This window comes from Pragia fontium DSM 5563 = ATCC 49100, assembly GCF_900112475.1.
GTDB lineage: Bacteria > Pseudomonadota > Gammaproteobacteria > Enterobacterales > Enterobacteriaceae > Pragia > Pragia fontium.
Genome location: NZ_FOLW01000010.1, coordinates 44,182 through 63,598 on the forward strand (window position 1 = coordinate 44,182; position 19,417 = coordinate 63,598).

At 42.0% G+C, this 19,417-nt stretch carries 19 protein-coding genes; all 19 read right to left on the reverse strand.

Going from position 1 to position 19,417, the window contains the following annotated elements:
- Window positions 1-6: 6 nt before the first annotated feature.
- The gene (locus BMZ28_RS13645; protein WP_074824013.1) at window positions 7-537 is read right to left on the reverse strand and encodes a fimbrial protein; all 531 of its coding nucleotides are present in this window, start codon (window positions 535-537) and stop codon (window positions 7-9) included.
- Between the two features lie 12 nt (window positions 538-549).
- Window positions 550-1,566, reverse strand: coding sequence for a hypothetical protein (locus BMZ28_RS13650; RefSeq protein WP_074824015.1), 1,017 nt, complete (start codon window positions 1,564-1,566; stop codon window positions 550-552).
- A 9-nt stretch (window positions 1,567-1,575) separates the two neighbouring features.
- Window positions 1,576-2,247: a fimbrial chaperone gene (locus BMZ28_RS13655; RefSeq protein ID WP_047782306.1), complete on the reverse strand. Its 672-nt coding sequence runs from the start codon at window positions 2,245-2,247 to the stop codon at window positions 1,576-1,578.
- Window positions 2,240-4,627 (reverse strand): PefC/AfrB family outer membrane usher protein, encoded by a 2,388-nt coding sequence (gene pefC, locus BMZ28_RS13660; protein WP_074824134.1) that lies wholly within the window; start codon window positions 4,625-4,627, stop codon window positions 2,240-2,242. The genes BMZ28_RS13655 and pefC (BMZ28_RS13660) overlap by 8 nt, the downstream gene beginning before the upstream one ends.
- Window positions 4,628-4,705: 78 nt before the next feature.
- Window positions 4,706-5,248 (reverse strand): fimbrial protein, encoded by a 543-nt coding sequence (locus tag BMZ28_RS13665; RefSeq protein WP_074824017.1) that lies wholly within the window; start codon window positions 5,246-5,248, stop codon window positions 4,706-4,708.
- Window positions 5,249-6,048: 800 nt separating this feature from the next.
- Window positions 6,049-6,594 carry a fimbrial protein gene (locus BMZ28_RS13670; RefSeq protein WP_074824136.1) on the reverse strand — a complete coding sequence of 182 codons (546 nt, stop codon included), beginning with the start codon at window positions 6,592-6,594 and terminating at the stop codon, window positions 6,049-6,051.
- A gap of 14 nt (window positions 6,595-6,608) precedes the next feature.
- The gene (locus BMZ28_RS13675; RefSeq protein ID WP_074824020.1) at window positions 6,609-7,157 is read right to left on the reverse strand and encodes a type 1 fimbrial protein; all 549 of its coding nucleotides are present in this window, start codon (window positions 7,155-7,157) and stop codon (window positions 6,609-6,611) included.
- A gap of 13 nt (window positions 7,158-7,170) precedes the next feature.
- The gene (locus BMZ28_RS13680) at window positions 7,171-7,704 is read right to left on the reverse strand and encodes a spore coat protein U domain-containing protein (RefSeq protein WP_074824023.1); all 534 of its coding nucleotides are present in this window, start codon (window positions 7,702-7,704) and stop codon (window positions 7,171-7,173) included.
- Between the two features lie 17 nt (window positions 7,705-7,721).
- On the reverse strand, window positions 7,722-8,720 hold the full coding sequence (locus BMZ28_RS13685) for a fimbrial protein (protein ID WP_074824027.1): 999 nt from the start codon (window positions 8,718-8,720) through the stop codon (window positions 7,722-7,724).
- 9 nt (window positions 8,721-8,729) lie between these two features.
- Complete coding sequence (locus BMZ28_RS13690; protein WP_074824033.1) at window positions 8,730-9,401, reverse strand: fimbrial chaperone; 672 nt, start codon at window positions 9,399-9,401, stop codon at window positions 8,730-8,732.
- Window positions 9,394-11,781 (reverse strand): PefC/AfrB family outer membrane usher protein, encoded by a 2,388-nt coding sequence (gene pefC, locus BMZ28_RS13695; protein WP_074824041.1) that lies wholly within the window; start codon window positions 11,779-11,781, stop codon window positions 9,394-9,396. The genes BMZ28_RS13690 and pefC (BMZ28_RS13695) overlap by 8 nt, the downstream gene beginning before the upstream one ends.
- Window positions 11,782-11,854: 73 nt before the next feature.
- Window positions 11,855-12,373 carry a fimbrial protein gene (locus BMZ28_RS13700; protein WP_074824045.1) on the reverse strand — a complete coding sequence of 173 codons (519 nt, stop codon included), beginning with the start codon at window positions 12,371-12,373 and terminating at the stop codon, window positions 11,855-11,857.
- A 602-nt stretch (window positions 12,374-12,975) separates the two neighbouring features.
- Window positions 12,976-13,509, reverse strand: a complete 534-nt coding sequence (locus tag BMZ28_RS13705; protein WP_074824139.1) for a fimbrial protein — start codon at window positions 13,507-13,509, stop codon at window positions 12,976-12,978.
- Between the two features lie 14 nt (window positions 13,510-13,523).
- On the reverse strand, window positions 13,524-14,072 hold the full coding sequence (locus tag BMZ28_RS13710) for a type 1 fimbrial protein (protein ID WP_074824049.1): 549 nt from the start codon (window positions 14,070-14,072) through the stop codon (window positions 13,524-13,526).
- Window positions 14,073-14,085: 13 nt separating this feature from the next.
- A complete protein-coding gene (locus BMZ28_RS13715; protein WP_074824052.1) occupies window positions 14,086-14,619 on the reverse strand; it encodes a spore coat protein U domain-containing protein in 534 nt (177 codons plus the stop codon).
- A gap of 12 nt (window positions 14,620-14,631) precedes the next feature.
- Complete coding sequence (locus BMZ28_RS13720) at window positions 14,632-15,645, reverse strand: fimbrial protein (protein ID WP_074824054.1); 1,014 nt, start codon at window positions 15,643-15,645, stop codon at window positions 14,632-14,634.
- A 10-nt stretch (window positions 15,646-15,655) separates the two neighbouring features.
- Complete coding sequence (locus BMZ28_RS13725; protein ID WP_074824057.1) at window positions 15,656-16,327, reverse strand: fimbrial chaperone; 672 nt, start codon at window positions 16,325-16,327, stop codon at window positions 15,656-15,658.
- Window positions 16,320-18,695, reverse strand: coding sequence for a PefC/AfrB family outer membrane usher protein (gene pefC, locus BMZ28_RS13730; RefSeq protein ID WP_074824061.1), 2,376 nt, complete (start codon window positions 18,693-18,695; stop codon window positions 16,320-16,322). Before pefC (BMZ28_RS13730) ends, BMZ28_RS13725 begins: the two co-directional genes overlap by 8 nt.
- A gap of 63 nt (window positions 18,696-18,758) precedes the next feature.
- On the reverse strand, window positions 18,759-19,277 hold the full coding sequence (locus tag BMZ28_RS13735) for a fimbrial protein (RefSeq protein WP_074824064.1): 519 nt from the start codon (window positions 19,275-19,277) through the stop codon (window positions 18,759-18,761).
- Window positions 19,278-19,417: the final 140 nt, after the last annotated feature.

Genomic DNA, 19,417 nt, shown 5'->3' on the forward strand with positions numbered 1-19,417 from the left:
CCTACACTAATTGAAGGTGAGTATAATATTCAATGCGGTATTGGCTGCGCCAGGGGAGACAATTTCACCTAATGCAACCGGCTTTACTTTGATGGGAATAGAAAAACTGGCCGCCGTGGGTTTATTTGTTGGTGTCATCGCTTCCCCACCAACGGAGACTACCGAAGCTGTCGGTTTTACGGTATTGTCACCCCACTTTAATTGATAGCCCACCGTGCTGTTTGCTTTGGTTTTAATAATTCCTTTGACCGTATCAACACCATCTGGAGCAGTAAATTTAATGGTATAGTTTGCCAACGTAGAGTCACAGGCAATATCCAGTGACAGGGTTTTATCTACAATCTCCCCCTTTTTAATGTCACCGGCAGACTGATCGCCGAAGGCAATATCATTTACCTCAGCGCTGCAAGAGGTTTTAACTACCATGGTTAAATTAGAGGTGACGGTTCCACCGTTAACATTCGACGCAAAGTGGGTGGCACCAGCGTGAAAAGACAAAGAAAGTCCAAGGCTTATCACTAATAGTTTCTTTAGCATAAATAACTCCCGTTAATTGAGTGTGACTTTGATGATAAGGGCGGTATTGGCATTGCCCGGAATCGGCGAGGCTGATAACAACACCGGTTTCACCAAAATGGGCACGGTAAAATTCTGGCCTTTGGGTAGGGTGGCTGGCGAGATCTGAGAATCATTGACAGTAACGGCACTATCTTTATCTGTAACCGTGTCATCCCCCCACTTAAACTGATAGCCAATGGAGGTATTATCTTTCACTTTGATAATGCCGTTAGCCGCATTATTAACGCCATCTTTGCCGGAAAAGCTTAAGGTGTAAGCGGGTAATACGCCATTGCAGGTAAAATCAATATTGATGGATTTATCGGCGATAGTACCTGACTTGAGTGCGCCTACTGTTTGAGTACCAAAACTCACATCATTAACGGCAACACTGCAGGATACTTTATTGATTAATACTATTTTATCGGGGGCTGTAAAGGCCACATGTTCGGACATGAGCGTACGAGTATCGCCCCCAATTTGGGAGTAAAAGCTTCCTCGTTCTATCATAAAGATAGGGTTAACTGTTGTTTTCCCCAGTGGCGGTTTTGTTTCCAGATATGTGATACCGGAATGATTGTCTCCTCCTGGGCCGCCCATCGGATACAGTCGTCCATCACCGCTGGTTTTGCGATCAGCCAGTAACATCCAAGCCGTATCGCCACAAGAATTTCCCGAAACGAATTTTAAATATTTATACGAAGAATATTTCTTTGTTGTAGTTAGAGTGCACTGACCGTACCCGCCAGAGGGTGGGGTTCCTTTATAGTAATTAACAATACTGATATATTGTCCAGTGGCGCTTGCATTACGAGTACAACTCCCCCCATATGAGACAATAGTTGTCGGAACACTGAAGGAATAGAGCTGATCGCCAACTTTTTTATCGGTAACGTCTATTGATGCCGGGATGTCATATTTCAGCATCAAACCAGTACATCTGGCTCCCCAAGCATCAACGGATAACAAGAGCGATAATAAGCTAATAATATAAAGTGATTTTTTCATCAATATTCCTCACTGAATATCAAAAGTACGTTGGGCGCCATAGTCATCAATGGCTTCAATGGAGACTTTGCCGGATAACGCACGGGGTAAAGTCACTTCGCTAAACGGGGCCAGCAGACTGATTTGTTGTTCTGTTTTCTTATCTAATTTCAACGGGGTGCCGTTGATGGCGATTTTGGTAATAGCAAAATAATAAGGGGTTGGGTTTTTTAATACCGAGCCACGATAAGTCAGGTTTTTCTCGGCCTCTTCACGAGCCGCCGCCAATGCTTTTGGACGATAGATCAGTTTTACCTGAGTATTGAGCGCTACGGCTAACACGTTGCTTTCATCAGTACTGGCTACCGGCGGAATTTCTTGTACGTTTAACCAAAATAATGATTCTTTATCTTTTGGCAAAATATCATTCACATACAGCAGACGAATAAGTTGTTTCTCTCCACCGCTGACTTTAAATAAATTTGGCGCTGGAATGAAAAAAACGTTATTGAGATCGTTTAGATTCTCAATCCAAATTTGTCCGCCGTAGGTTTTGTCACTATTGTTGGTAATTTCAATAGCGATATTCTTTCTGCCTTCATCATAAATAAACCGGGTGCCATTGAGGGTAAATGCCGACAAGGCATTAAAGCTCATGAATGAAGACACCAGTAGGATGAAAATCGATATCACCTTATTCATTACATTTAATCTCCATAATTTTATTCTCATTTGATTTAATATTGCTGATATTTAAAGCGCACACTTCTCCATTAGGGGACGTCACGGTGATTTTTTCTAATTTATCCACTAAATTAAGTAGTAACACGCCACCGTTAGAGACAAAGCCGACATAAGCGTTGTTCTCGGTTCTGGCCGAACTACCGGCAGGAACAAATTCGCCATTGGCCTTTTTCAGTCGTAAAATAAAACGGTGAATGGCTGAATATTTAAATTCACGATAAACAATGGATTTATCGGTGGGTACGAAATGATGGACGGTATCCAATAGCTCAATATTATCCGGTACCTCTTCGGTATCGATTTTTAGGTTATTCACCATATAAGGGGAAACCCCGATAATGGTATTCCCTTTACTATTAGTGGGTGCTGAACCATTGAATTTCACATTTTCAAGATTGTCGATATTGGCGATAGCGACGGTGTCTCGTCTGACATTGCTGAGTAACACGCCGGTTTGTTTGGTGGCAAATAGGCTACCTGACGCACTTACAGAGCCTGAGGTCTGATGTTTACTTTGCGAAATAGCAAGGCCGGTATTGATAATGTTCTGGTCGATACCTAAATAGGCAGAGTTGCTCCAGTCATCTTTGTCTTTATTGGTGTTAACACTGTAATTTAAGTTGTCATTAATACTGCCGGAAAGACCTGAGTTAAAGCTGGCTTTATTATTGCGATTATAATTAACCGAGTTAGTCCAAAAATGATTCTTATCGAAAATACTAAACGGGATATTTAATCCGATTGAGACCATATAATTATCGCGTTGATAATCACCGAGCTTCTGATAATCGCCAGAAATCGAGAAGTCCATGCCTTTTATTGCGGTGTTATAGGATAGGCTGGCACCCATTTCATTTTTTACACGGTTACGATAAGTTTGTATCCAACCGGACAGACTGACGAAGCTACTGTCAAAACTGTGGGAGATAATGGTTTCGTAGCGCTCTTTCTGGTTACTTCGATGGTAGAAGGCATTGGGATTAAAATCAGCAAAATCGACGTAATCTTTACCGGTGTAGCGGTAAGCTAAAAATTGTAGGTTGGTATTATTGGTCAATGAATTAGCATATTGAGCAACGTGGCTAAAGCCGGTTTGTTTAAAATTCTTTGATGTAGGGGTCTGTTTTTGGAACTTGCTGATGGCGGCGTGCGTATACAGGGAGATAGCGCCGAATTGCCCCAGATCTTTACTGATGCCTAATGCGGCACTTTGGTAATCCTGATGTAAAACCCATGCTGAATGAACGGTAAATTTTTTGAAGCCATAATCCACTGCACCCAGTTGGAATAAGTGACTGTCACGCTTTCCGTCAATCTCTCTTTTTCCTACCACCAGATTATAGTTAAATTCATTGGCGCGCAGTAAAGAAGATAGGGTAGCGACCGGATAGCGACGAACCGACTTTGTACCGTTATCTTCTTCAACTGTGACGGTGAGCTCGCCGTTGCTCACTGGTGCAATATTGTTGAGCTGATAGGCACCCGCTGGCACCACCTGTGAGCTGAGAATATAGCCGTTTTGCGAGATGGTAATGGTGGCATTGGAATTGACCACCCCTGAAATCACTGGGGCATAACCGCGGGTTTCCCAAGGGCGCATACTGCTGTCAGAGCGTAGTGCTATACCGTAAAACATAAAGTTGGGCAGGGTTGTGGTGGACGTTAGCGTCTTGCCGGCGACAAAATTTCCCCGAATCGGCCGGATAGCGGTCGATATCGTGGCTTCTGAGGTATCAAAGCCTGAGTCTCTTGAATAGTTGCTGCGTGCGTGGGTGACCCAGCGCCCCATATTGATATAGGAATCGATATCGCCATACACCTGAGCCTGAGAAGAATTGGTTTTAGAGACATAGCCGGAATAATTGAGTTTAGCCCCCGGAATACCGTAGTCCCAGGATTGCTGCTGGTTTAATTCATCCAGTGCAATTTGAGGGACGCTGAAAGTTAGTGTCTGTTTGCCGTGATTAAAAATAACCTTTGCCCCAGGATAGGCACCAATATTATAACAGTTGCGAATAGGGTCGAAATAATCACCGAATAACTTATAGTTAATCGGCAAATGTAATCCGCTCATCCACTCTTTATTTAAGCAAAGGGTTTCTTTATCACTGGATGAAATAATGAGTTCTTTTTTTCCAAGAGCATGGCGGTTAAATATTACCTCGATAATATAATGACCAGCAGGATATTGAATGTTGTCATCAAAAATATCGATGGCCTGTGCCGGTATTTCTCCACGCAGGAAGTTGGTATTCAAGGCTGGATGGGCAGAAAATGATGTTATTAATAAAGATAATATGGCAACGTTAAATAATTTAAAGTAATTGATATTATCCATATCTGTATCCATATCCATATCCATAAGAGGGCCGAAAGGCCCTTAATCCAAAAGAGTAAAAATATTAAGAGTAAAATATTATATGTATGAAATCGAATAAGTCGCCGTGGCGAGAACGGAACCTTTAGTGACGGTTTCGCCTTCTGTGGCGACCATTTGTGCTTTAAAATTCATATTACGGATAGCGTTAGTGCCATCACCAAAATCTATAGTTTGCTGCTTGATAGTCACGTCTTGATTTGGTGTTGTGGAGTTAATGGCGGTCAACAGAATAGATACGCCCTTTGCAGTTCCGTTCATATTTTTCAGCCCTGAATTAGTCAGGCCAGCACTCTGCCAGCCCACTTGAGCACTGGTTTGGTTCAGGCATTCTTCCGTACGAGGCACTAAGCTGAAGTTAACTGCTATACCCTTTGTGGCGGTTGGTTTCATGCTTTTTAAGTCGACAGTATCGTTCCTTAATCCATCAACTTCAACATCAATAATACAGGTTTCGGAAGTAACGGTACCACTGAATAGGACTTGACCAGTATTGGTATCACTGCCAGTCTCCTCAGCATCGGCTAATGCATATCCGCTGAATAATGAACTAATAATAATTGCAGGTAATAGTTTTTTCATGTAATAACTCTCCATAGTAAAATAAATATACAAGTCAGGTTGATGATCGGTTAAAAAATAATAATGACTGCTTATATGTTGCTTTGGTTTATAACCTTATCAATATCACCTAAAGTGGCTTAAGGCTTTATAGATAGACGATATAAATTAAACTCAAGTTAAAGGTATAGGGGTGATAATAAAAAGATGTTCTACCGTTAATGAATATCGATTATGATGAATATTACCGTCGGTAATTATTAAGTATTCTGTCCATAGAATAATTTCCTGCTTTCAATCGTGGGATTGTTTTATTTAAATCTGAATGTCTTTCGTGTTTTTCTATTATTAATGAATAAGTACAGGCATGGGAAATCGTTTTAAACGATCGAATCTTTATGTTTGATTTGCAATATCTATCAATTGATCTTTATTGATCGTTATATCCTATTATTGTTCGATATGTTAATAATAAGAATCCTATTAATTCCAGCTGGCTTAATTAATTCATCAGCTGATATCACGGTTATGGCGGTTATTTTTTGGGGGCATAGGTCAGCATTAAAAATAAAATATCACCACGGTGAGTGCATCAAATATGTTAGTTGAATGAGTGGTTCAACATTCATTATATGGCGCTGTGATACCGTGCTCGGTGTGACTTAATTTGTTAGATAGGGATTTTTTGTGAATACGATCGGGAGTGGGTGGTGGAGTTGTTGCATAAGTGATAACAGCGGGTAGGGAGGAAAATTGGTCGACTTAGATAGCCGACCATTTTCCGCTAGAAGGATGTTGAAGGCGGAGATAACGAAAGCGGACTACTTATAAAGCATATCGATGATAACGCTGCTTTTCATGATGCCTTTTTCAACGCTTTGTCCTTGAGCATAGGGTTTAGCGTAGAAACTAATATCAAACTGATTGTTATTAGCGGTAAACCGCTTGTTTTTTCCAGATAAATCAACCGGTGTGCCGTCTGGCCATGATAAATTAATGCCTACGCCGGATAAGTTGGTTTGCAACTCGCCTCCGGTACCATTATTTAATGCGCCTTGGCTACCGGGTTTAAGTTTAACGTCTATATTTTTAGGCATCACGCCGCTTTTTCGGCAATCCACAATAAATTGCGCTTTAACCGCCGGCTGTTTTCCTGCCAGTAATGTCTTTTCATTGATCACTTTAAAATCGACAATTTTATCCAACCCTTCGCCGTCATTGATGTCACAGGTAATGTTAACCACCTCTAATGAAATACTCAGTTTGGTATCCGGTAATGTTTCATATGCATCCGTATCCGCAGCCACAAACGGAGAATACCAGCCGAACCAAGCGATAATCAGATAGCCGTAAATGTTCTTATTCATAGCCTGTTCCGCCATCATATGTACTTGATTTTTATTATCACATGGGTGTTGGCATTGCCGAGGGTAACGGACTGACTGCCTATCGGTAATGCCACCGGTTTAATCTTAAACTTCATTTTCATCAGCGTCGCTTCAGGTTTATCCACCCACAATTCTTGGTTCATTGGAATGCCGCTGCCAATGGTGCCAACTTTATTATCAGCCCATGTCATCAAATAGCCGAGGGAGGTATTTTTTGAGGCAATATATCCCGTTGAGCCCATGGTTAAATGCGGGTTGGCCGGTTCAAACTTGAGAGAAACACGCTGTGGTTTAATGGTGCCTGAACAGTCAAGGGATAAGGTCGACTCCCCTTCAACCTCTCCGGATAATATCGTTTTGGCATCGACTGAGCCAAAGGTCACATTATCAACGGTGGCGGGCAGGCAAGTGGCGATGGTAACGTTGAGACTAAATTGGGACTGAACATCACCACCGGTTACTGAAAAGGTCGGTGATGTTGCCTCACCGTACGATGAGGCAGAAAAGATCAGCAGCCCATAAAGCAAAACATGCTTGAGCATAGCGGCTCCTAAACTAATTGAAGGTTAGTTTAATATTTACTGAGGTATTCGCGGCGCCGGGTGAAACAACGGTACCTAATGCGACGGGCTTGACTTTAATTGGAATGGAAAAGCTGGCCGCAGTAGGTTTCTTCGCCGGTGCAATCGCTGCTCCGCCAACGGTGACCACCGAGTCTTTTGCTTTCACGGTATCGTCGCCCCACTTTAATTGATAACCCACGGTGCTGTTCGCTTTGGTCTTAATGATGCCTTTAGCTGCATCGCTTATACCGTCGGCCGCCGTAAAGCTAACGGTATAGTTTGCCATCGTGGTATCACAGGCAATATCCAGTGACATGTTTTTATCTGCCACCGTCCCAGCTTTAATCGCGCCTGCTGCCTGATCGCCGAATGCTACATTACCCACCGTAGCACTACAGGAGGCTTTCACCATCATAGTTAAATTAGAGGTGACGGTTCCACCCGTGACATTCGACGTAAAGCTGGTGGCGCCAGCGTGAAAAGACAAAGATAGTCCAATCGTTATCAATGATAATTTCTTTAACATAAGTAATTCCTTTTAATTTAATTGAGTTTGACGTTAATGGTGAGTGCGGTATTGGCACTGCCTGGAGTCGGTGAGGTTGATAACAACACCGGCTTTACCAAAATAGGTACGGTAAAATTATTGGCGGTGGGTTTGGTATTCGGCGTGATCGCAGCACCATTGATGGTAACTGCACTATTAGTGGGTTTCACCACCCCATTACCCCACTTAAACTGATAGCCAATTGAAGCGTTATCTTTGACCTTAATAATGCCGTTAGCGGCATTATTAACACCGTCCTTGCCGGCAAAGCTTAAGGTATAGGTCGGCAAGCGGTTATTGCAGGTAAAGGCAATATTGATGGTTTTATCCGCGATAGTGTTTGTTTTAAGCGCCGTTGCCGTTTGATTACCAAAACTCACATCATTGACGGATACGCCACAGGACACCTTATTGATTAAGACAATTGAGGTGGGTGCGGTAAATGACACCGACTCTTTCATTAACGTTGGTCGGCTTTCACCAATTCGTGAGTAAAAATTTCTTTTTAGCATAAACGTCGGGTTAACCGTGGTTTTTCCCGGCGGTGGTTTTTTGGCCAGATACATAACCCCGGAGTCAGTGCTACCGCCCGGACCTGCAAAATTAGTGTATCCACTACCGCTGGTTTTATAGTCTGCCAGTAATAACCAGGAGGTATTGCCACAGCTGCCTGTTGAGGTGAATTTTAGATAGCCATCAGTAGACGTCTTATCTACTTTACCGCGTGGACATGTGCCGCCCGATGTTGCACCATATTGATCAACCAGATAGATAAATTGACCGTTGGTATTTGCCCCACGCAAGCATTGCCCTGAAAACGAAATAATATTGGTAGGCGCACCAAAGGAATAAAGCTGAGCGCCGACCGCTTTATTGGTAACGTCTATTGATGCCGGAATGTTATATTTCACCACCAAATTACGACATCTGGCTCCCCATGCATCAACGGATAACAAGAGCGATAATAAGCTAATAATATAAAGTGATTTTTTCATCAATATTCCTCACTGAATATCAAAAGTACGTCGGCCACCGTAATCATCAATAGCTTCAATCGAGACCTTGCCGGATAACGCTCGCGGTAATTTCACTTCGCTAAATGGGGCCAGCAAACTGATCTGTTGTTCTGTATTTTTATCTAACTTTAACGGGGTGCCATTGATGGCGATTTGCGTGATAGCAAAATAATAAGGCGTCGGGTTTTTTAATACTGAGCCACGATAAGTCAGGTTTTTCTCGGCCTCTTCACGGGCGGCAGCCAAGGCTTTCGGACGATAGATCAGTTTTACCTGCGTATTGAGCGCCACCGCTAACACGTTACTTTCATCAGCACTGGCTACCGGTGGAATTTCTTGTACGTTTAACCAAAATACGGATTCTTTGTCTTTTGGCAAAATATCATTGACGTACAGCAGGCGAATAAGTTGTTTCTCTCCACCGCTGACTTTAAATAAATTTGGTGCCGGGACGAAGAAAACGTTATTGAGATCGCTCGGATTTTCAACCCAAACTTGGCCTCCGTAGGTTTTGTCACTATTGTTGGTAATTTCAATAGAGATATTCTTTCTGCCTTCATCATAAATAAACCGGGTGCCATTGAGGGTAAATGCAGAAAATGCATTAAAGCTCACCAATGATGAGGCCAGTAGGATAAAAATCGATATCGCCTTATTCATTACATCTAATCTCCATAATTTTATTCTCATTTGATTTAATATTGTCGATATTTAAAGTACATAGCTCTCCATCAGGGGATGTCACGGTGATTTTTTCCAATTTATCCACTAAATTAAGTAGTAACACGCCACCGTTAGAGACAAAGCCGACATAAGCATTGTTAGCGGTTCTGGCCGAACTACCGGCAGGAACAAATTCTCCATTGGCCTTTTTCAGACGTAAAATAAAACGGTGAATGGCTGAATATTTAAAGTCGCGATAAACAATGGATTTATCGGTAGGCACGAAGCTATAGACGGTATCCAGTAATTCAATATTATCCGGCACCTCTTCGGTATCGATTTTTAGGTTATTCACCATATAAGGTGCGACACCCATAATGGTGTTGCCCCTGCTATTGGTGGGTGGCGAATCATTAAATTTGATATTTTCCAGATTGTCGATATTCGCTATTGCAACGGTATCGCGTCTGACGCTACTGAATAATAATCCGGTTTGTTTGGTGGCGATCAGGCTACCTGACGCATTCAATGAGCCTGAGGTCTGATGCTTACTTTTCGAAATAGCAAAACCGGTATTGATAAGGTGCTGGTCGATCCCTAAATAGGCAGAATTGCTCCAGTCATCTTTATCTTTATTGGTGTTAACGCTGTAGTTTAATTGGTCATTAATATTGCCGGACACGCCCGAGTTAAAGCTGGCTTTATTGGTGCGGCTATAATTAACCGAGTTAGTCCAAAACTGGTTCTTATCAAAAATACTAAACGGGATATTTAATCCGATCGACACCATATAATTATCACGTTGATAATCATTGAGCTTCTGATAGTCGCCAGAAATCGATAAATCCACCCCTTTGAAGGCGGTGTTATAGGAGAGGCTGGCGCCCATTTCATTTCTGACGCTGTTACGATAAGTTTGTATCCAGCCGGACAGGCTGACGAAGCTATTGTCAAAGTTTTGAGATAATGTTGTTTCGTACCGTTCTTTACGGTTGCTCCGATAATAAAGCGCGTTAGGATTATAATCGGCGAAATCGACATAATCTTTACCGGTATAGCGATAAGCTAACAGTTGCAGGTTGGTATTATCAGTCAATGAATTAGCGTATTGAGCAACGTGACTAAAACCGGTCTGCTTAAAATTCTTTGATGTGGGGGTCTGTTTCTGAAACTTGCTGATAGCGGCATGCGTATACAGGGAGATGGCGCCGTATTTCCCCAGATCTTTACTTAGGCCTAAGGCGGCACTTTGGTAATTTTGATGTAAAATCCAGGCTGAATGAACGGTAACGTTTTTAAATCCATAATCCACTGCACCCAGTTGGAATAAGTGATTGTCACGCTTTCCGTCAATCTCTTTTTTCCCTACCACCAGATTATAATTAAATTCATTGGCGCGCAGTAAAGAAGAGAGCGTGGCGACCGGATAGCGACGTACGGATTTTGCCCCATTATCTTCTTCAACCGTGACGGTCAGATCGCCGTTACTAACCGGTGCAATATTGTTGAGCTGATAGGCACCCGCCGGTACCACCTGCGAGCTGAGAATATAGCCGTTTTGCGAGATGGTAATTTTGGCGTTGGAATTGACCACCCCTGAAATGATCGGGGCATAGCCGCGCATTTCCCAAGGGCGCATGCTGCTTTCAGAACGTAGCGCCATACCATAAAACATAAAATTGGGCAGGGTTGTGGTAGAGGTTAATGCCTTACCCGCGACAAAGTTCCCCTGAAGCGGTCTGATGGCGGTCGATACCGTCGCTTCTGAAGTTTCAAAACCCGAGTCTCTTGAATAGCTGCTGCGCACATAGGTTACCCAGCGCCCCATATTGATATAGGAATCGATATCGCCATACACCTGAGCTTGAGCTGAGTTGGTTTTGGAGACATAGCCGGAATAATTGAGTTTAGCCCCCGGAATACCGTAGTCCCAGGATTGCTGCTGGTTGGATTCATCCAACGCTATTTGAGGGACACTGAAAGTTAATGTTTGTTTAGCGTGATTAAAGATAACCTTTGCGCCGGGATAGGCACCAATATTATAACAGTTGCGAATAGGGTCGAAATAATCACCGAATGATTTATAGTCAACCGGTAAATGCAATTCAGTCATCCAATCTTTATTCAGACAAAGGGTTTCTTTATCACTGGATGAAATAATGAGTTCTTTTCTGCCAAGAGCATGACGGTTAAATACTACTTCGATAATATAATGACCGGCGGGATATTTTACATTGTCATCAAATATGTCGATGGCTTGTGTAGGGATTTCCCCACGTAAGAAGTCGGTATTTAGCTCTGAATGAGCACAGAATGACGTTACTAATAAGGATAATATGGAAGCCCTAAATAATTTAAAGTAATTGATATTATCCATATCTGTATCCATATCCCTAAGAGGGCCACGAAGGCCCTTAATCCAAAAGAGTAAAAATATTAAGAGAAATATATTACTTGTATGCAACCGCATAAGTTGCTGTCGAGATAACCGTACCTTCAGTAACGGTTTGGCCAGAGGTGGCGACCATTTGTGCTTTAAATTCCATATTGCCGATAGCGTTAGTGCCATCACCAAACTCTATATTTTGGTTATTGTAAGTCACGGTTTGATTTGGTGTTTTAGAGTTAACAGCAGTTAACAGAATAGATACGCCACCTGCCGTTCCTTTCATATTCGCCAACCCGGAGTTAGTAAAGCCAGCACTCTGCCAACCCACAGTACCACTGGTTTTTTTCAGGCATTCTTCAGTACGAGGCACTAAGCTGAATTCAACTTCTTCACCCTTTTTGTCGGTTGGTTTCATGCTTTTTAAGTTGATAGTGGATTTAACCAGTCCATCGATTTCGGTATCAATATCACAGGTCTCGGAAGTGACGGCACCAATGAATTGGACTTCGCCAGTATTCGCTGACGCATATCCACTGAATAATGATCCGCTAATAATAATGCCAAGTAATAGTTTATTCATGTAATAATTCTCCATAATAAAGTAAATATAAAAATTAGATTGATGATTAGTTTAAAAAACTAATATCAGGTGCTACATATCGTTCAGATTTATAACCTTACTAATATCACTGAAAGGGCTAAAAGCCTTATGATAGGCGATATAGGTTAAACTTAATTAAAAGGGTGTAGGGGTAATAGTAAAAGGGTGTTCTACTGCTAATGAATATAGGCTATTATGAATAATACCATCGGTATTTATTAGGCATTCTTTCCATAGAATAATTTCCTGTTTTCTAGCGTGGGTGTTGTTTTATTTAAATCTAAATATCTTTCGTGTTTTTCTATTATTAATTAATAAGTACAGGCATGGGAAATCGTTTTAATCGATCGAATCTTTATTTTTGATTTGTAATAACTATCGATTGATATCTATCGATCGTTATATTCTATTGTTGTTCGTGGTGGGAATAATAAGAGGGATATTAATTACATATGATATTAATTCATTAATTCTTTAAATCTATTTCAATCATTTTTATGGTCGTGATGGATAATCAGCTACGGCCACTTTCTGGTTAAAGAATATAGCCGGTACTATATAAATTAATGGCTATTATGTTGCTATTTATAAAGTAAGTTGATAATAACGCTACTTTTCATTGATCCTTTTTCAACGCTTTGTGCCTGAGCATAGGGTTTGGCAAAAAAACTAATATCAAACTGATTATTATTAGCGGTAAATTGCTTGTTTTTTCCGGATAAATCAACCTGTGTGCCGTCTGGCCAAGTTAATTGAATTCCCACGCCGAATAAGTTGGTTTTTAACTCCCCTCCAGTACCATTATTTAATGCACCTTGACTGCCTGGTTTAAATGTCACGTCTATATTTTTAGGTATCACTCCACTTTTTTGGCAGTCGACAATAAACTGTGTTTTAACCGCAGGCTGTTTTCCTGCCAGTAATGTGCTTTCATTGATTACTTTAAAATCGACAGTTTTATTAAACCCTTCGCCATTATTGACGTCACAGGTAATGTTGACCACGTCTAATGAAATGCTCAGCGTGGTATCCGGTAATGCTTCATCCGCGGCTGAAAACGGGGAATATAGCCCGAGCAAAGCAATTATGAGATAGCCGTAAATGTTGTTATTCATGGGATGTTCCGCCATCAAATATATTTAATCTTTATTACCACATGGGTATTGGCATTGCCGAGGTCAACGGACTGACTGCCTATTGGTAGTGCCACCGGTTTAATCTTAAACTTCATTTTCATCAGTGCAGCTTCAGGCTTTTGCAGCCAAAGTTCTTGATTCATTGGAATGCCGCTGCCGGTGGTACCGATTTGATCGTCTTCCCATGTCATCAAGTAGCCGAGGGTGGTATTTTTTGAGGCAATATAGCCCATTGAACCCATGGTTAAATGCCGGTTAGCCGGTTCAAATTGCAGAGAAACACGCTGTGGTTTAACGGTGCCGGAGCAATCAAGGGATAAGGTTGAATAGCCCTCAGCTTCACCGGATAAGATCGTTTGCGCATTGACGGGGCCAAAGTTGACATTATCAACGGTGGCGGGCAGGCAGGTGGCGATGGTAACGTTGAGACTAAACTGGGACTGAACATCACCGCTCGCCATGGAAAATGGGTGTGATGCCGCCCCACCATATGGTGAGGCAGACAAGGTCAGCAGTCCGGAAAGCAAAACATGCTTGAGCATAACGGTTCCTAAACTAATTGAAGGTTAGTTTAATATTCAAGGCGGTATTCGCTGCGCCAGGAGAAACAATGGTACCCAATGCGACAGGCTTCACTTTGATGGGAATAGAAAAGCTCTCCGTTGTAGGTTTTTTCGTCGGTGAAATCGCAACCCCATCAATGGTGACAACTGAATTAGCCGCTTTTACCGTATCATCGCCCCACTTTAATTGATAACCCACGGTGCTGTTTGCTTTGGTACTAATGATGCCATTGGTGGCATTGTTTACGCCGTCGGCCGCCGTAAAGCTAACGGTATAATTTGCCAGCGTGGTATCGCAGGCAATATCCAGTGACATCGTTTTATCAACTACCGTACCTTTCTTAATATCACCGGCAGACTGATCGCCGAATGCAATATCATTCACCTCAGCACTGCAAGACGCTTTAACCACCATACTTAAATTAGAGGTGACGGTTCCACCTGTGACATTCGAGGTAAAGCTGGTTGCGCCAGCGTGCAAAGACAAAGTAAGTCCAATCGTTATCCATGATAATTTCTTTAACATAACTAATTCCTGTTAATTCAGTTTGACGTTAATCGTGAGTGCGGTATTGGCATTACCTGGAATAGGGGATGCTGATAACAGAACCGGTTTCACCAAAATAGGGACGGTAAAATTATTGGTTGTGGGTTTGGTATTTGGCGCAATCGCGGTGTTATTGATAGTCACGGCGCTGTTAACCGGCTTCACTGTGGCATTCCCCCACTTAAACTGATAGCCAATGGAGGTATTATCTTTGACCTTAATAATGCCGTTAGCCGCATTATTAACGCCATCTTTGCCGGAAAAGCTTAAGGTGTAAGCGGGTAATACGCCGTTGCAGGTAAAGGCAATATTGATGTTTTTATCAGCGATGGTGTTTGATTTAAGCGCACTTGCTGTTTGATTACCAAAACTCACATCATTGACGGACACGCTGCAGGACACGTTATTGATTAAGACAATTGAGGTGGGGGCGGTAAAAGCCACCGACTCTTTCGTTAACGTTGCCTGGTTTTCGCCAATTCGTGAGTAGAAGTTTCTTTTTAGCATAAACGTTGGGTTAACTATGGTTCTTCCCGGTGGTGTTTTTTTTGCCAGATACAGGACGCCTGAGTCGGTGCTACCGCCAGGCCCCTTAAAATTAGTGTATCCGCTGCCGCTGGTTTGATAATCCGCCAGTAATAGCCAAGAGGTATCACCGCAACTGCCTGTTGAGGTGAATCTTAAATAGCCATCGGTAGACGTCTTATTTACCGTACCACGTGCACACAGGCCGGTAGAGGCTCCGCGATACTGATCGACCAGATAGATAAAGTTACCCGTGGTATTACCTGCACCACTGGTAGCGCGTAAACACTGTCCTGAAAACGACATTGGGCCCTGAGGAACGCCAAAAGAATAAAGCTGATCGCCAGCTTTTTTATTGGTAATGTCTATTGATGTCGGGATGTTATAGTTCACCACCAAATTACGACATCTCGCCCCCCATGCATCAATGGATAACAATAGCGATAACAAGGTCATAATATAGAGCGATTTTTTTACCATTGGTGTGCCCTTACTGAATATCAAAAGTGCGTCGAGCGCCATAATCATCAATGGCTTCAATGGAGACTTTGCCGGATAATGCACGCGGTAACGTCACTTCGCTAAACGGGGCAAGCAGGCTAATGTCTTGTTCTGTTTTTTTATCTAACTTTACTGGGTTGCCATTGAGGGCAATTTGCGTGATAGCAAAATAATAAGGGGTCGGATTTTTTAATACTGAACCACGAAGCTTCAGGTTTTTCTCGGCATCTTCACGGGCGGCAGCCAAGGCTTTCGGACGATAGATTAGCTTCACCTGAGTATTTAACGCCACCGCCAGCACGTTGCTTTCATCAGCACTGGCTACCGGCGGAATTTCTTGCACGTTTAGCCAAAATAATGACTCTTTATCTTTTGGCAAAATATCATTCACGTACAGCAGACGAATGATTTGCTTCTCTCCACCGCTGACTTTAAATAAATTCGGTGCCGGGACGAAGAAAACGTTATCGAGATCGTTCAGATTATCAACCCAAACTTGGCCGCCGTAGGTTTTTTCACTACTGTTGGCGATCTCTATTGATATATTTTTTCTACCTTCATCATAAATAAACCGGGTGCCGTTTAGCGTAAATGCAGATGATGCATTAAAGCTCACTAATGACGACACCAGTAGGATAAAAATCGATATCACTTTATTCATTGCATTTAATCTCCATCATTTTATTCTCATTTGATTTAACGTTGCTGATATTTAAAATGCACTGCTCTCCATTAGGGGATGTCACAGTGATTTTTTCTAATTTGCTTAATAGATTAAGTAATAAAACCCCGCCGTTAGAGACAAAGCCCACATAGGCGTTTTTATCGGTTCTCGCTGAACTACCGGCTGGAACAAACTCCCCATTCGCCTTTTTCAAACGCAAAATAAAACGATGAATAGTGGAATACTTAAATTCGCGATAAACAATGGCTTTATCAGTGGGAACGAAGCTATAGACGGTATCTAATAATTCAATATTATCCGGCACTTCTTCGGTATCGATTTTTAGGTTATTCACCATATAAGGGGAGATCCCCATAATGGTGTTGCCCCTGCTATTGGTAGGAGGGGAATCGTTGAATTTAATATTCTCAAGATTACCGATATTGGCTATCGCAACAGTATCGCGTCTGACGCTACTTAAGAGTAATCCGGTTTCTTTGGTGACAAGGATGCTACCTGACGCGTTCATCGAGCCCGAGGTTTGATGCTGCCCTTGAGAAATAGCAAAGCCAGTATTGATAAGATCTTGATTGATACCTAAATAGGCAGAATTGCTCCAGTCATCTTTGTCTTTATTGGTGTTAACACTGTAATTTAAGTGATCATTAATATTGCCGGACACGCCCGAGTTAAAACTAGCTTTATTCATGCGGTTATAATTAACCGAGTTAGTCCAAAAGTTATTCTTATCAAAAATACTAAACGGAATATTTAATCCGATTGAGATCATGTAATTATCTTTATGGTAATCATTAAGCTTCTGATAGTCGCCAGAAATCGATAAATCCATGCCTTTGAGGGCGGTGTTATAGGAGAGGCTGGCTCCCATTTCATTTTTTACATGGTTACGATAAGTTTGTATCCAGGTTGATAGGTTGACGAAGCTACTGTCAAAATTTTGGGATAAAATCGTTTCGTACCGTTCTTTACGGTTGCTTCGGTAGTAAAGGGCATTAGGATTAAAATCAGCAAAATCGACATAATCTTTACCGGTATAGCGGTAAGCCAACAGTTGCAGGTTGGTGTTATCGGTCAATGAATTAGCATATTGAGCAACATGGCTAATCCCCGACTGTTTAAAGTTCGATGACGTAGACGTCTGTTTCTGGAACTTGCTGATAGCGTAATTGGTATGAAAAGAGATGGCGCCAAATTGCCCCAGATCTTTACTGATGCCTAATGCGGCACTTTGATAATTTTGATGTAAGATCCATGCCGAATGAGCAGTAACGCTTTTGAAGCCATAATCGACGGCACCCAATTGAAACAAGCTATTTTCACGCTTTCCGTCAATCTCTCTTTTTCCCACTACAAAGTTATAATTTAATTCATTGGCGCGTAGTAAAGAAGGTAAGGTCGCGACCGGATAGCGACGCACCGATTTTGTGCCGTTATCTTCTTCAACCGTGACCGTAAGATCGCCGTTGCTCACCGGTGAAATATTGTTGAGCTGATAAGCGCCCGCTGGCACCACTTGAGAGCTGAGAATATAGCCGTTCTGCGAGATGGTAATTTTAGCGTTGGAATTGACCACCCCTGAAATCACCGGGGCATAGCCGCGCATTTCCCAAGGGCGCATACTGCTCTCAGAGCGTAGTGCAATACCGTAAAACATAAAATTGGGTAATGTTGTGGTGGAGGTTAATGTCTTACCAGCCACAAAATTCCCTTGGATCGGCCGAATAGCGGTCGATACCGTGGCTTCTGAGGTATCAAAACTCGAGTCTTTTGAATAATTGCTGCGTACATAGGTCACCCAGCGCCCCATATTAATATAGGAATCGATATCGCCATAGACTTGGGTCTGAGCTGAACTGGTTTTAGAAACATAGCCGGAATAATTGAGTTTGGCTCCCGGAATACCATAGTCCCAGGATTGCTGCTGGTTTGATTCATCCAGCGCGATCTGAGGAACACTGAAGGTTAATATTTGTTTGGCATTATTAAAAATAACCTTTGAACCTGGATAATTACCTATATTGTAACAATTTCGTAATGGGTCAAAATAATTACCAAATTCTTTATAGTTAATCGGTAAATGTAATTCATTCATCCATTCTGTATTCAAGCAAAGCGTTTCTTTATCACTAGATTGAATAATTAATTCTTTTCTTCCAAGGGAGCGGCGATTAAATACCACTTCGACAATATAATGTCCGGCAGGATATTTAACACTTTCATCAAATATATCGATGGCCTGTGATTGCATTCCTCCACGCAAGAAGTCAGTATTCAATGCGGAATAAGCACAGAACGACGTCATAAATAAGGATAATATGGAAATTTTAAATAATTTAAAGTGCATTGATATTATCCATTATCCCTAAGAGGGCCTCGAAGGCCCTTAATCCAAAAGAGGAAAAATATATTATTTATATGCAACCGCATAAGTAGCGCTTGAGATCACTGTACCCTCAGTCAGTGTTTGGCCAGATGTCGCAACCATTTGCGCTTTAAATTCCATATTGCCGATAGCTTTAGCGCCATCACCAAACTCCACATTTTGGCTATTATAAGTCACGGTTTGGTTTGGTGTTTTGGAGTTAACAGCGGTTAACAGAATAGATACGCCGCCTGCAGTTCCTTTCATATTTGCCAGCCCAGAATTAGTAAAGCCAGCACTCTGCCAGCCCACGGTACCACTGGTTTTCTTCAGGCATTCTTCGGAACGAGGTACTAAACTGAAAGCAACTTCTTTACCTTTTGTGTCGCTGGTAGTCATAGTACCCAGATCGATGGTGGATTTAACCAGTCCACCGATTTCGGTATCAATATCACAGGTCTCGGAAGTGACAGAACCAATGAATTGGACTTCGCCAGTATTCGCTAATGCATATCCGCTGAATAATGAACCGCTAATAATAACGCCTAGTAATAGTTTGTTCACGTAATAAATCTCCATGATAAAATAAATCTAACAGTTAGATTGATGCTCAGTTTTAAAAAAACTGATGGTCTTGCTTACATTTCGTGCCGCTTTATAGCCTTATCAATATCACTTAAAGCTGCTTAAAGCCTTATGGATAA

Bases quoted from the DNA above. Each gene is read 5' to 3' on its own strand.
- pefC (WP_074824134.1), bottom strand. From the start codon at position 4,627: ATGGATAATATCAATTACTTTAAATTATTTAACGTTGCCATATTATCT.
- BMZ28_RS13665 (WP_074824017.1), bottom strand. From the start codon at position 5,248: ATGAAAAAACTATTACCTGCAATTATTATTAGTTCATTATTCAGCGGA.
- BMZ28_RS13670 (WP_074824136.1), bottom strand. From the start codon at position 6,594: ATGAATAAGAACATTTACGGCTATCTGATTATCGCTTGGTTCGGCTGG.
- BMZ28_RS13715 (WP_074824052.1), bottom strand. From the start codon at position 14,619: ATGTTAAAGAAATTATCATGGATAACGATTGGACTTACTTTGTCTTTG.
- pefC (WP_074824061.1), bottom strand. From the start codon at position 18,695: ATGCACTTTAAATTATTTAAAATTTCCATATTATCCTTATTTATGACG.
- BMZ28_RS13705 (WP_074824139.1), bottom strand. From the start codon at position 13,509: ATGAATAACAACATTTACGGCTATCTCATAATTGCTTTGCTCGGGCTA.
- BMZ28_RS13710 (WP_074824049.1), bottom strand. From the start codon at position 14,072: ATGCTCAAGCATGTTTTGCTTTCCGGACTGCTGACCTTGTCTGCCTCA.
- BMZ28_RS13650 (WP_074824015.1), bottom strand. From the start codon at position 1,566: ATGAAAAAATCACTTTATATTATTAGCTTATTATCGCTCTTGTTATCC.
- BMZ28_RS13680 (WP_074824023.1), bottom strand. From the start codon at position 7,704: ATGTTAAAGAAATTATCATTGATAACGATTGGACTATCTTTGTCTTTT.
- BMZ28_RS13675 (WP_074824020.1), bottom strand. From the start codon at position 7,157: ATGCTCAAGCATGTTTTGCTTTATGGGCTGCTGATCTTTTCTGCCTCA.
- BMZ28_RS13720 (WP_074824054.1), bottom strand. From the start codon at position 15,645: ATGGTAAAAAAATCGCTCTATATTATGACCTTGTTATCGCTATTGTTA.
- BMZ28_RS13645 (WP_074824013.1), bottom strand. From the start codon at position 537: ATGCTAAAGAAACTATTAGTGATAAGCCTTGGACTTTCTTTGTCTTTT.
- pefC (WP_074824041.1), bottom strand. From the start codon at position 11,781: ATGGATAATATCAATTACTTTAAATTATTTAGGGCTTCCATATTATCC.
- BMZ28_RS13700 (WP_074824045.1), bottom strand. From the start codon at position 12,373: ATGAATAAACTATTACTTGGCATTATTATTAGCGGATCATTATTCAGT.
- BMZ28_RS13725 (WP_074824057.1), bottom strand. From the start codon at position 16,327: ATGAATAAAGTGATATCGATTTTTATCCTACTGGTGTCGTCATTAGTG.
- BMZ28_RS13655 (WP_047782306.1), bottom strand. From the start codon at position 2,247: ATGAATAAGGTGATATCGATTTTCATCCTACTGGTGTCTTCATTCATG.
- BMZ28_RS13690 (WP_074824033.1), bottom strand. From the start codon at position 9,401: ATGAATAAGGCGATATCGATTTTTATCCTACTGGCCTCATCATTGGTG.
- BMZ28_RS13685 (WP_074824027.1), bottom strand. From the start codon at position 8,720: ATGAAAAAATCACTTTATATTATTAGCTTATTATCGCTCTTGTTATCC.